General features: G+C 60.1%; 8 protein-coding genes. 5 read left to right on the top strand and 3 right to left on the bottom strand.

All coding sequences use genetic code 11. The features are described 5' to 3' along the window. Positions 1-329 precede the first annotated feature (329 nt). On the bottom strand, positions 330-2,147 hold the full coding sequence (gene lepA, locus B2V17_RS02620) for a translation elongation factor 4 (RefSeq protein WP_292994872.1): 1,818 nt from the start codon (positions 2,145-2,147) through the stop codon (positions 330-332). Positions 2,148-2,394: 247 nt separating this feature from the next. On the opposite strand from lepA, the gene B2V17_RS02615 reads away from it, so the two are divergent. Genes B2V17_RS02615 through B2V17_RS02600 form a run of 4 tightly spaced genes read left to right on the top strand, consistent with a single transcriptional unit; the run spans position 2,395 to position 6,023 of the window. Next, a complete protein-coding gene (locus B2V17_RS02615) occupies positions 2,395-4,308 on the top strand; it encodes a TadE/TadG family type IV pilus assembly protein (protein WP_292994870.1) in 1,914 nt (637 codons plus the stop codon). 3 nt (positions 4,309-4,311) lie between these two features. Then, entirely contained in the window at positions 4,312-4,920 is a 609-nt protein-coding gene (locus B2V17_RS02610; RefSeq protein ID WP_292994869.1) for a TadE/TadG family type IV pilus assembly protein, read from the top strand. 50 nt (positions 4,921-4,970) lie between these two features. Then, positions 4,971-5,567 (top strand): TadE family protein, encoded by a 597-nt coding sequence (locus B2V17_RS02605; RefSeq protein ID WP_292994868.1) that lies wholly within the window; start codon positions 4,971-4,973, stop codon positions 5,565-5,567. A gap of 42 nt (positions 5,568-5,609) precedes the next feature. Next, entirely contained in the window at positions 5,610-6,023 is a 414-nt protein-coding gene (locus B2V17_RS02600) for a hypothetical protein (RefSeq protein ID WP_292994867.1), read from the top strand. 66 nt (positions 6,024-6,089) lie between these two features. On the opposite strand, the gene B2V17_RS02595 is transcribed toward B2V17_RS02600, so the two are convergent. After that, positions 6,090-8,315 carry an EAL domain-containing protein gene (locus B2V17_RS02595; protein ID WP_292994865.1) on the bottom strand — a complete coding sequence of 742 codons (2,226 nt, stop codon included), beginning with the start codon at positions 8,313-8,315 and terminating at the stop codon, positions 6,090-6,092. Positions 8,316-8,427: 112 nt separating this feature from the next. After that, positions 8,428-11,151, bottom strand: coding sequence for an EAL domain-containing protein (locus B2V17_RS02590; protein WP_292994863.1), 2,724 nt, complete (start codon positions 11,149-11,151; stop codon positions 8,428-8,430). A 158-nt stretch (positions 11,152-11,309) separates the two neighbouring features. Between B2V17_RS02590 and B2V17_RS02585 the strand changes: the two genes are divergently transcribed. Continuing rightward, entirely contained in the window at positions 11,310-13,001 is a 1,692-nt protein-coding gene (locus tag B2V17_RS02585; RefSeq protein ID WP_292994861.1) for a PHA/PHB synthase family protein, read from the top strand. Positions 13,002-13,008 lie beyond the last annotated feature (7 nt).

Genomic DNA, 13,008 nt, shown 5'->3' with positions numbered 1-13,008 from the left:
GTTGCGGGGGTTCGTCGCGCGGGAGTTGGTGTGGGGGGAGTGCCCCTCCGTCATTCGCTGCGCGAATGCCACCTCCCCATCGCAAGGCGATAGGGAGGATCTGGGGGTGGCGCCAATTTGGTAGTCGCCCCGGACTTGATCCGGGGTTGGGCTTGTTTGTTGCGGGGCGGAAGAAGCAAAAGCCTTGGCCCGGATCAAGGCTGCAAGAGCCACGGGTCTCTTTACGCGGCTGACGGTTGGGAAGAGACTATGGGGTTGATACCCCTCCGTCATTCGCTGCGCGAATGCCACCTCCCCATCGCAAGGCGATAGGGAGGATCTTGGCGGTCTTACTCCTCGCCCATCCTCAGCGCAGCGATAAACGCTTCCTGCGGGATGCTGACGTTGCCGTACTCCCGCATCCGCGCCTTGCCCTTTTTCTGCTTTTCCAGCAGCTTCTTCTTGCGGGTGATGTCGCCGCCATAGCATTTGGCGGTCACGTCCTTGCGCATCGCGGCGATGGTTTCGCGGGCGATCACCTTGCCGCCGATCGCGGCCTGGACCGGGATCTTGAACAGGTGGCGGGGGATCAGGTCTTTCAGGCGTTCGCACATGTGGCGGCCGCGCACTTCGGCGACGCCGCGGTGGACGATCATGCTGAGCGCGTCGACCGGCTCGTTGTTGACCAGGATCGACATCTTGACCAGGTCGCCCTCGCGCAGGCCGATCTGCTCGTAATCGAAGCTGGCATAGCCGCGGCTGATGCTTTTCAGGCGGTCGTAGAAATCGAACACCACTTCGTTGAGCGGCAGTTCGTAGCTGATCTGGGCGCGGCCGCCCACGTAGGTCAGCCCGGTCTGCACCCCGCGGCGATCCTGGCAGAGCTTGAGGATCGAGCCGAGGTATTCGTCGGGGGTATAGATCGTCGCCTTGATCCAGGGCTCGTCGATCTGCTCGATCCGGCTGGGATCGGGATAGTCGGCCGGGTTGTGGAGCATGATCTCGCGCGCGTCGTCGGTGCGCGATTTGCGCAGCTGGATGCGGTAGACCACCGAGGGGGCGGTGGTGATCAGGTCAAGGTCGTACTCGCGGGTGAGGCGCTCCTGGATGATCTCGAGGTGCAGCAGGCCGAGGAAGCCGCAGCGAAAGCCGAAGCCGAGCGCGGCGCTGCTCTCCATCTCGAAGCTGAACGAGGCGTCGTTGAGCCGCAGCTTGGCGATCGACTCGCGCAGCTTTTCAAAATCGGCGGCGTCGACCGGGAACAGGCCGCAGAACACCACCGGCTGGACTTCCTTGAAGCCGGGCAGCGCCTGGGCCGCGCCGTTTTTGGTGGTGGTGATGGTATCGCCGACCTTGGCCTGGGCGACTTCCTTGATCTGCGCGGTGATGAAGCCGATTTCGCCCGGGCCGAGCTCGCTGAGCGTCTCGATCTTGGGGGTCATGCAGCCGACCCGGTCAATCAGGTGTTCGGTGCCGCCGGCCATGAACTTGACGCTGAGGCCCTTGCGGATCACCCCGTCGATCACCCGGACGAGGATCACCACGCCGAGGTAGGGATCGTACCAGCTATCGACCAGCATCGCCTTGAGCGGGGCGGCGGCGTCGCCCTTGGGGGGCGGGATGCGCTGGACCACGGCTTCGAGCACGTCCTCGATCCCGATCCCGGACTTGGCGCTGGTGAGGACGGCCTGGCTGGCGTCGAGCCCGATGATTTCCTCGATTTCGGCGCGGACCTTGTCGGGCTCGGCGGCGGGGAGGTCGATCTTGTTGATCACCGGCACGATCTCGTGGTCGTGTTCGATCGACTGGTAGACGTTGGCGAGGGTCTGCGCTTCGACCCCCTGGGCGGCGTCGACCACCAGCAGCGCGCCTTCGCAGGCGGCGAGGCTACGGCTGACCTCATAGGCGAAGTCGACGTGGCCGGGGGTGTCCATCAGGTTGAGCTCATAGTCGAGGCCGTCCCTGGCCTTGTACTTGAGCCGCACCGTCTGGGCCTTGATGGTGATCCCGCGCTCTTTCTCGATGTCCATGTTATCAAGGACTTGCGCCGACATCTCGCGCTCGGTCAGGCCGCCGGTGTACTGGATCAGCCGGTCCGCCAGCGTGGACTTGCCGTGGTCGATATGAGCAATAATGCTGAAATTTCTGATACTTGAAAGCTTGGTCATGACAATCCCGGAACCTTTGACCCGCCGTTAGCAGGCCCACCCCGTGCTGTCACGGGTGGTGCGCCGGAATCGTCGGGGATGCGGCGCCATCGGTCGTGTCAAAGTACCATCGTCAAACTCTGCGCCAGCCTTGATTCGGCCGATTGCTGGTTCTGGCACTTCTCTGCTGGCTTTACCTATCGGTAACCTCTGCCAGCTATCGCCGACTATGGACGCAATTCGGATATAGCGGGGCAGCGGACGGAAAATGGCTGAAAAGCAAAGCCAGTTACGGCGATTAGTCCGCGACAATTCCGGCAATGTCGGCCTGATTGTCGCGGTTTCGGTGATTCCGCTGTTGGCCCTGATCGGCGGCGGTCTTGATATGAGCCGCGCCTATATGGCGAAAACTCAGTTGCAATCCGCCTGCGATGCCGGAGTTCTGGCTGGGCGGCGCGCCATGGGCAAGACCGGCGTCTACGACACCAATGAAAAGGCCAAGGCGCAAAAGCTCTTCAACTTCAACTTCGATGCCGGGGCTATCGACGCAACCGGAGTTACATTCGTTACCGCCAGCAATGATCAAGGGCAGGTAACCGGCACAGCCACAGCCAGATTGCCGACTGTGGTCATGAAGATGTTCAACAAAGACAAGTTTGATCTTCAGGCGGACTGCATGGCCGAATTGCAGGTTTCCAATACTGACGTGATGTTCGTGCTGGATACCACCGGTTCGATGGCAGGGACGCGCATCACCGGCCTTCGAGAAGCGGTAAAAGACTTTCACAGGACAATGAATGAAGCGGTGACCGCGGATGATACGCGGGTGCGCTATGGTTTTGTGCCCTATTCGACCACAGTCAACGCCAAGGGCTTGCTTGCGGACCCGACCACACCGATGCCGACCGAATATTTCAGCGACACAGCGCAATATCAGTCGCGTGAGGCCAGGTTCAACACGCCAGTGCATGTCGGAACATCAACCGTGATCAGCACGGTTGATGAAACATATCCGTCCAAGCTTAGCTCAACCAACTGCAACAAATATGGAAGCAACACTTATCCGACCACGGGCTCCAATCCCGTGATCACGGGTACTGCCCCGGCCACGGTGACGCGGAAAGACTATACCTTCAAATCCTGGACCGGCACGGGCACCACCCGGACATGCGTGCGGACCGTAAAAACCACACAAACCACTTACGTCACCAAGTATGCGTTTTCGAACTGGCGCTACAAGCAGGTGACGCTCAATACGTCTAGTTACAAGACCGGCGCGAGCGTGGCTGTGGGCACGGGCATCACAGCGCCCAGCGGGTCAATCGTCGATAAGAGCGAGAATTTCACGTACGCGGACACCCCCGGATACTATAATATGCTCACTATGGCGCAGTTGAACGGTAGCAGCATGCGCAATGTCGGCCTGACCAACATGACGTGGAACGGCTGTCTGGAAGAACGCGATACCGTTGACGACGCCGACTGGAGCCCTATCCCCGACAACGCATACGACCTTGACATCACGTCGGCACCAAATTCTACTGAAACGCGCTGGCGCCCCCAATGGGGTGGATTGACCTACTACCGGTCGAACCAGGCGTTTGAGGATTCCACCAGCAATTATTCGACGGTAACCCCTCCCTGTCCGGCGCAGATGAAGTTGTTTACCGAAGTCGAATTGGCGGCCGACCCGAACGACGTGCCTGCTTGGCTGAACACGTACCTCAACGGGCTCACTCCATCGGGTAATACCTATCACGATATCGGTATGATCTGGGGCGTTCGCTTGGCCAATCCGCGCGGGATATTCGAGGACAACGTCAACAAGGACGACAAGGCCGTTAGCCGCCACCTGATTTTCATGTCTGACGGTCAGATGGAACCTTACATCTGGGGCTACAATGCCTATGGCATTGAAGTGCTGTCCAACCGGATTGCGCCCTTCGGCAGCGATACAAACACGGTTGCGGCGCGGCATACCTCAAGGTTCCTGGCCGCTTGCGAGGAAGCAAAAGCGCAAGGGATCACCGTCTGGGTGGTTGCGTTCGGCACCACGCTCACTAATGACATGAAAGCCTGTTCAAGCGATGGCCGGGCCTATTCGGCCAGCGATACAACCGCCTTGAAACAGCAATTCAAATACATTGCTTCACAGGTCGCCAACCTGCGGCTGGGACAATAGGCGATGGCTGGATTGAGCTCTCTTCGCAAGGCGCCGAACCTGGCATCTGACTCCAACGGTGTGACCGTCGTAGAATTTGCCCTGATCGCACCGGTCTTCCTGCTGATGCTGTTGGGAACCTTCGATCTGGGTCAGGCGATATATTTGCAAGGGGTATTCCACGGCGCTGTGCAGGATGCTGGCCGCGATGCCGGGCTTGAATCGGGTGCAGCCAATCTAACCGCGATCGACAACCAGGTGATGCTTCAGATCAAGAGTGTGGCACCGGCCGGGGCCATTATTTCGTCTCGCCGCAACTACACCACATTCAATGATGTTGGCACTCCGGAAGATTTTGAAGATGCCAACAACAACAACGTCTATGACGACAATGAGTGCTTCACAGATGTCAACGGCAACGATCAGTGGGATTCTGACCGTGCGGCCAATGGCCTGGGTGGGGCGGACGACGTTGTCGTCTATACGGCAACGCTAAGCTATGACCGGATCGTACCAATTGGCGGCATGATGGGATGGAGCGACCGAAACACGATCTCTGCATCGACAGTGCTGCGTAATCAGCCTTTCGGCAGCCAGGCAGCCCGACCGGAAAAGCAAGTATGCCCAACTTGAGGAAGTCTTTTTCGGAGTTATGTTCGCGTCTTGCCGGCGACCGTTCGGGCGTGGCATTGATCGAATTTGCCTATACGGCACCGGTTCTGGCGCTGTTGCTGATCGGCGGCGTGGAACTAACCAACTTCGCCATCGTTCATATGCGCGTTAGTCAGGTTGCAGTCTCACTGGCCGACAACGCCTCGCGCGCAAAGCAAAGTGTTGTATCCGGGGTGCCGCGGATCCGCGAAACCGACGTGAACGAAGTGTTCGCCGCAGCACTCTTGCAGGCGGGAGCACTGGATTTGCAGAGCAATGGCCGACTCATCCTTTCGAGTGTCGAAACGAATGCAAATGGAGGCCAATGGATCCATTGGCAACGCTGCTTTGGAAATGCGAACTATGCTTCCAGCTATGGCCGGCAGGGAGATGGCGCCACTGGCACCGCAATTGTCGGTGTCGGCCCTGCTGGACGCCAGGTTACTTCCGAACCGGGTTCGGCGATCATGTTTGTCGAGGTCGTCTACGACTACCAGCCACTGTTATTTTCAGATTACCTTCAAGGGGCTCACGTTCGCAAAACAGCAGCAATGTATGTTCGAGATAATCGCGACCTGACAGGGATTTACAACCCTTCACCGGCTGCTGCCGTAAGGGCATGCCCATGATGCCAACTGGTTTCCGACGTTGATTGAAATGGATCAGTACAAATGAAATTGATCTATGTCCTGCCGCCGGTCCTGGCTGCATTGCTAGGGGTCGAGGTCCTGTTTGGCAATGGAAAGGCCGTTGGCGTATTGACCGAAAGTGACGGTGCGCCAAGGCAGTTCGCGCAGGCCGCAGGCCAGTCAACTGGCCAGCCCAGCCCCGCCCCCAGCAAGGTTGCTGCATTGAACAAGACCAGCCCATGGGGCGTGGATCCAGGCGATGAACCACCGCCTGAAGGATTTGCGGACCAACCCTCTGCCGATGGCAGCGAAGATGGCCTTGAGGGGACCTTGGATGAAGACCGCGGCCGCGCTTCCCTGCCCCCGGCAATCAATGCGCCGCCTCTGGCGCGGCCAGTGCTGACCGCTGCCGGCGCCAAGGTTAGCGCGCCAAGGGTTGAACTTATTGAAACCTGAATCTGGAACGATCCTGGTTGCTGCCCGGCCGATAACAAGTTGGGCGAAGACGGCTTGTTTCTGCGCCTAGGCGACCTTTACCTTAACCTTCCCGGTATCCATCTGCCCGAACTTCGGCAGGCTCATCCCAACCGCACCTTGCTGCATCATCTGTATCGGATGCTGGCCCGCGGGCAGGGCCTGCAGCGGCATCCCGGCCTGAGCCATGACATAGGGCGACACACGGTGGCGGGTGCATAGGCCCCCCGCGCCGTCATCGACGAGTTGCTGTTCGAATTCGAGCCCTTGAGTAGCGCCCGCCGATCGCCGCACCACCGCAACTGCCAGCTGGCCTTCGCCAAAGTCGACCACGAAGGGGGTGCCGACCGGAACGTCGAGCAGGCCTTCGACCATGCACCCGCCGCGCGACAGGTTGCGCATGGTCGCCTCATAGCGGTGATCTTCGTGGATCAACCCAACCTTGCGCAGCACCGTGCGGCGTTCGGGACGATATTTGCTCGGGCCTTCGGGTTCGATCACCCATTCGCCGCTGAACATCGCCTCGGACACGTCTTCAGGCGGCAAGGCGACGGCATAGATATAGCCCTGGATCTGCTTGACGCGCAACTTGCGCATCGCTTCCAGTTCGTCGTGCGCCTCGATCCCCTCGGCCGTTGTATCCATGCCAAGGGCCTCGGCCAGGCTGACGATCGATGCGATGATCGCGGCGTTGCGATTGCCTTCCTGGGTTACGCCGCGGATAAAGCTCTTGTCGATCTTGATCTTGTCGAACGGGGCGTGTTGCAGATAGCTGAGCGAGGAATAGCCCGTTCCGAAATCGTCCAGTGCCAGGCGTACGCCCAGCAACTTGAGCTGGTTGAACATGTCCGTGGTTGCACTTGCTTCACCCAGGAAGATGGATTCGGTCAGCTCCAGTTCCAGCCGTTCGGGTGGCAGCTCGGCATGGGCAAGCGCCTGCGCAACAACTGATGCAAAACTGGCATTGCCGAACTGCGAGGCCGATACATTGACCGAAACCCGGACGTTCCCCGGCCAGGTCGCGGCTTCGGCGCAGGACCGTTTCAGAATCCAGTCGCCCAGCGACCCGATCAGGTTCGCCTCTTCGGCAATTGGAATGAAGACAGCGGGCGAAATTTCCCCCAATTCCGGGTGAGTCCAACGTGCCAGCGCTTCGAGCGATACCACTTTGTTGCTCTTGGTATCGATGATCGGCTGATAGACCACCCGCATCTGATCATTGGCCAGCGCATCGCGGAGATCTTCCTCGATCTGGCGCCGGCGCTCAGCCTCTGCGTGAAGATCGCTCGAATAGAACCGGAACTGGCCGCGGCCGCCGCCCTTGGCGGCATAGAGCGCGAGGTCGGCCGAGCGGACCAGTTCCTCGGAATTGATCCCGTCGTAGGGGGCAATCGCAATCCCGACCGAGGCACCAATCACGCAGCGGCTGCCTTCGATCTGGTATGGCTGACTGATCATCGCGATCAGCGTCTTGGCGATTTCGCCGAGACGGCCACGATCGTCGATGTCGGGCAGCATGATCTGGAACTCGTCGCCGCCAAGCCGGCCGATTTCACAGCCGGCGTCGGTTACAATGCGCTGGATCCGGCTGGCGACCTGCTTTAGCAGTTCGTCGCCGGCCGGGTGGCCGAGTGTATCGTTGACCGCCTTGAAGCGGTCGAGGTCCATCATCATCACCGCGCAAGAACGCTTGGCCGATTGATAGGCCGTAAGCGTCGCTCCCAGCCGCTTGCCCGTGCGGTGCCGATTGGCAAGACCGGTCAATGAGTCGTACTGGGCCAGACGCGATGCGTCCTTCTGGCTTTGGCGAACAGACGTGACATCGCTGCCATTGCCGCGATAACCCAGAAATGTTCCGTCGGACGCGATCTGCGGCCGACCTGAAATTGACCACCAGATTTCCTTGCCTTCAAGCGCGGCGCGAACCTGCAGGTCGGAGAAGGTCTTGCGGGCCGAAAGCATCAGCGGCAGCGTCCGCTCGACGGTATCCTCTTCGTCCCGGTCGAGGATGAAAAGGCTCTGCACCGACTGGCCAAGAATTGCTGTGCGGTCACAGCCTAGCTGTTCGGCAATGCAGTTGGAAATGTATGTGATCTTGCCATCTGCATCGCTTGACCAGAACCAGCCCAGACCCGAAGTCTCATAGTCGCGCAGCAGCAATATGGCCTGCTGCAGCTCGGCTCCGCTGAGCGGGGCCTGATCGCCCGGCGCGGCCGCGCCCTTGCTGTTACCCAGCAAGTTGCGAAACCGACCAAAAGCAGAACCGCCCGACATCAATGAAAAGCCCCGAAATGCGCAAACCGGCGGCAGGTCCGCCCATTCAAGCTTGCGTAACCGAACATGGTTTCGATTTGCCTAACAGCACGCCATAGAACGAGCGATCGGATCACGCTGCCACCTCTCGGTCACGCCGGATCGAACTTTGACGCTGGCGATCGCCCGCAAAGCCGGAAATCAGCGCGATCCGACCGGAATCGTCGATTTCTAGCGGCGTGGCGAATTCTACGCCCATGCGGTCTTGCTGCGACCAACGCGCCGTCGCGGTCACGACCTGTCCCTCGCCCATTGTGATCGAGAAGATCGTGCCTGGCGGGACGTTCCAGAGCCCCTCGACCATTGCCCCGGTCGCGGAGATATTGCGGATTGTGCATTGGTAGTGTTGGCCACCATGGTCGAGCACTACCTTGCGGAGCATGGTATGGCGGACCGAACGCGCCGCCCGTGGCCCTCTGGCGATCGCTGTAAGCCCGGTCTGCAGACGCTGGGTCGCCGCCTCTCTGTTAAGCGGCTTCTCGTAGATGAAGCCCTGTACGTGGCTGCACCCAAGCATGCGGACCAGATCGAGTTCGTCGAGCGTCTCAACGCCCTCGGCCGTCGTTTCCATCCCCAGCGCCTCGGCCAGGCTGACAATCGATGCAATGATGGCCCCGTTGCGGCTGCCAGTGATAGTGGCGCCGCGCACAAACGACTGGTCGATTTTGATTTTGTCGAATGGCGCTTTCTTCAAATAGCCCAGCGCAGAGTAGCCGGTGCCGAAATCGTCCAGCGACAGGCGCACACCGACCCGCTTGAGCGCCGCAAACATCGCGTCGATTCCGTCATCGTCGCTGAGGAAGACGCTTTCGGTAATTTCCAGCTCAAGCCTGGCAGGGTCGACCTGCGCCGACGCGAGTGCGTTGGTGATGATCGATGGCAAGGCTGGATTGGCGAATTGCAGTGGCGAGACGTTGACGGCAACCCGCACGCTTTCGGGCCAGGCAGCAAGGTCGCGGCAAGCCGTACGCAAGGCCCATTCGCCAATCGGAGCGATCAGCCCGGAATCCTCGGCGACGGGAATGAACTTGCTGGGAGAGAGCCAGCCTCTGGTCGGATGATTCCAGCGCAACAGGGCCTCAAACCCCGTTATGCGCTCGGTGACGGTATGGATTACCGGTTGGTAATAGAGTTCCAGTCCGCCCTGGGAGATCGCGTCACGCAGATCTTGTTCGAGCTGGCGCCGTTCCTCGGCATCGCTGTGGAGGTCGGCAGCATAGAAATGGTGACGCCCGCGCCCGCCATCTTTTGCGGCATAGAGCGCAAGGTCGGCATTGCGGATGATCGATTCAGAAGTGACCCCATCTTCCGGAGATACTGCCACGCCGACCGAGGCCCCAATTACAACCCGGTGGCCCTCAATCGAATAAGGCTCGGAAAGGTCGCGAATGACCTGCTTGGCCAGTCCGACCAGATCCTCACGCCGGTGGCGACCTGGCAGGATCACCTGAAATTCGTCCCCGCCAAGGCGGCCAACGCGACCATGCTCACCGATCGTCCTTTGCAGGCGGCGGGCAACCTGGGTCAGCAGGTTGTCGCCGGCCGGGTGCCCCATGGTATCGTTGACCTGCTTGAAGCGGTCCAGATCGAGCAAGAAGACCGAGCAGGCGCGGTGTTCAAGGTTGGGCGCGTTGAGGATCTTCTCCAGCGTTTGCGCCATCTGCACGCGGTTCGACAATCCGGTAAGCGAGTCATAATGTGCTAGCCGGGAAACCTGTTCTTCCGAGCGGCGCTTTTCGGTCAGGTCGTGGCCCGAGCCGCGAAAGCCAAGGTGATTGCCGAAGGCATCGTAGATCGGTCGTCCGCTGACCGACCACCAGCGTTCCTCATCCTGTGCAGCGGCACGCAGCGCAAGATCGATGAAAGCCGAACGTGAAGACAAATGGAACGCCAGGGTCCGTTCACCCTCTTGCCCTTGCGAATCCGGCTCGAACAACTGCCCGAACGGACGCCCCAGCAGCTGCTGGTGATCAACCCCCAGCGCAGCCCCAACTGTTGGCGAAATGTAGACCAGAGATCCGCGCCGGTCAGTCTCCCAGAACCAGCCCTGCCCGGTCTGCTCGAAATCGTTGAGGATTTCCTCTGCTCGCAATTGAGCCCGTTGACGCTCACGTTCAAGCTTGGCCTGCTCTTCGTCGGCCATGGTCTGGCGAATTGCAGCAAACAGGCCGACCGCGCAGCCGACCGCAAGCGCGAACCAGGTTCCGCGCGATCCGGAATAGACCGCCAGGCCGCTCCAGATCGCCGCTTGTGCCGCAATAATACTCGCGACGCGCCGGTTAAGTATGATCGCCGCCAAGCACGCGACGATTACGCCGGTGCCGACCGGCCCCTCCCAGGATGCGGCGATCCGGTCAGTCCATAGCGAAAGCGCCAGCCCGACAAGGAACATCGGGATTGCGACGAACAGGCCACTCGCCACATTGCGGGTCCTGGCCGTGAACAGCTGTTGCCGCTCGTACTTGACCATCCACGGCGTACTCGCGGCCAAAGTGATCGCGACCAGCGCCATTGCGATCGTAGGCAAGCTAGGTAGCGACAGCGTCACAATTCCGTTGATCACCAGGGCTCCGGCAAACACCGGTGCCATCAGAATCCAGTTGGGCACGATCAGGTCGCGCAAGACCTGGCTATCCGATCCGCGCCGCGCAGGCAGCCGGTTTGGTGCTGTGGTTCGTGGTTTCAGCGTCTGTCCGGCGGGCGTGCCTTGCGGTCGTGCAGCAGGCGTGGTTTCTCGCTCACGCGGGCTGCGCGTGGCGGCTTGGTCTCGCTCCAATCTCGCAGGTTTGGCGGACATGGGCCTGCCAATGCGCCAAAACCATTTGAGAAACGGTTAAATTTACCATTTTCTTCGCCTGATTTCAGGCATTCTTGACGATCACCGGCGGGGGACTTGAAAGGGATCGCAGGGACAGGCACTATCGCCTCGAAAAGAGCAATTCACGGGGACGAGGCATGGCAAAAGGCGGCACGACGCTCGAGAACGAAGCAGCGCAATCGACCACGGCACTGGGCCCACTGGTCGGGCTGGCGCGCGAAGATTTTGTCGGCGCAGTGGCGCTGTTACTGCGTGAAACCGCCACCGATCCGGGCCGCACGATGAAGCATATGCAGTCGTTCGGGGATGATGTCGTCAAGATCATGACCGGCAAATCTGACCTGGCGCCCGATCCCAAGGACAAGCGCTTCATGGATCCGGCCTGGCGCTTCAATCCGTTCTTCAGGGCCGGTGCGCAGTATTATCTGGCGATCCAGAAGGGAATGAAGAGCTGGCTCGATGATCTCGAACTGGACGAGTTGGAGCGTGACCGGGCCAACTTCATTTCCAATATCATCATCGACGGCCTCGCTCCGACCAACTCTCTGGTCGGCAATCCCACCGCCCAAAAGCGCCTGATCGACAGCGGTGGGCTGAGCCTGATCAAGGGCCTCAAGAACGCCTACAACGATATGGTCCACAACCACGGCATGGTCTCGATGGTGGACAAGAAGCCGTTCAAGCTGGGTGAGAATGTCGCAACCGCCAAAGGTGCCGTGGTCTATCGCGATGCAATGTTCGAACTGATCCACTATGCCCCGACAACCGACCAGGTCTACGAAATCCCACAGCTGACAATTCCGCCGCAAATCAACAAGATGTACATCAACGATCTGAGCCCCGAGAAATCGGTGGTGAAGTGGCAGACCGACAACGGCATCCAGTGCTTCGTCATTTCCTGGAAGAACCCGACCAAGGAAGAAGGCGTCTGGGGGATGGACGATTACATCGCCTCCTGCCTGAAAGCGGTGGATGTGGTCTGCGAAATCACCGGCGCGCCAAAGGTCAACATTTCGTCAGCCTGCTCGGGCGGGCAGACCGGCGCGATCCTCGCCAGCAAGATGGCCGCCGCAGGCGACAAGCGGCTGGGCGCCCTTACCTACATGGTCACCGTTCTGCACCCCAAGCAGAACGACATCGAGGCCGGCTCGCTTATGACCGCCAATGGCCTTGAACTGGCCAAGCAGCGCGCAGCCAAGGCCGGGATCATCAAGGGCAACGATCTGGCGCGCGGGTTCGCGTGGCTGCGGCCTAACGACCTGATCTGGAACTATGTGATCAACAACTACCTGATGGGTGACGATCCACCGGCCTTCGACGTGCTGTTCTGGAATGCCGACGCGACCAACCTGTCTGCCTCGCTGATGGGCGATTTCCTGCACCTGTTTGAGACGCTCGCCTTCACCAAGCAGGGTGAGATCGAAATGGCCGGGCACAAGATCGATCTGTCCAAGGTCAAGAGCGACCTGTTCATCCTCGGCGGTACCACCGATCACATCACCCCGTGGCGCGCCTGCTATCGCTCGACCCAGCTGTTCGGTTCGAAAGACATCACTTTCGTGCTCAGCCAGTCGGGCCATATGCAGGCGATCCTCAACCCGCCGGGCAACCCCAAGGCCAAATACTACATATCGAAAAAGGGTGGACATCCGCCGGCCGATGTTGACGACTGGCTCAAAGGCACAGAGGAACAGGCGGGAAGCTGGTGGCCGTTCTGGATGGAGTGGCTGCAACGGCGCGCGGGGAACAAGGTGGCGGCACCCAAGTCGCTGGGCAGCAAGAAGCACCCACCCATGGAATCCGCGCCCGGGCTTTACGTACTTGACTAGGCCTGAG

Source organism: Novosphingobium sp. UBA6272 (genome assembly GCF_002440635.1).
Taxonomy (GTDB): Bacteria; Pseudomonadota; Alphaproteobacteria; order Sphingomonadales; family Sphingomonadaceae; genus Novosphingobium.
This window is presented reverse-complemented; position numbering and strand designations above follow the sequence as displayed.

What these genes read in the sequence shown, in the direction of transcription:
- lepA (WP_292994872.1), bottom strand. Translation starts at nt 2,147, where the DNA reads ATGACCAAGCTTTCAAGTATCAGAAATTTCAGCATTATTGCTCATATC.
- B2V17_RS02585 (WP_292994861.1), top strand. Translation starts at nt 11,310, where the DNA reads ATGGCAAAAGGCGGCACGACGCTCGAGAACGAAGCAGCGCAATCGACC.
- B2V17_RS02590 (WP_292994863.1), bottom strand. Translation starts at nt 11,151, where the DNA reads ATGTCCGCCAAACCTGCGAGATTGGAGCGAGACCAAGCCGCCACGCGC.
- B2V17_RS02615 (WP_292994870.1), top strand. Translation starts at nt 2,395, where the DNA reads ATGGCTGAAAAGCAAAGCCAGTTACGGCGATTAGTCCGCGACAATTCC.
- B2V17_RS02610 (WP_292994869.1), top strand. Translation starts at nt 4,312, where the DNA reads ATGGCTGGATTGAGCTCTCTTCGCAAGGCGCCGAACCTGGCATCTGAC.
- B2V17_RS02600 (WP_292994867.1), top strand. Translation starts at nt 5,610, where the DNA reads ATGAAATTGATCTATGTCCTGCCGCCGGTCCTGGCTGCATTGCTAGGG.
- B2V17_RS02595 (WP_292994865.1), bottom strand. Translation starts at nt 8,315, where the DNA reads ATGTCGGGCGGTTCTGCTTTTGGTCGGTTTCGCAACTTGCTGGGTAAC.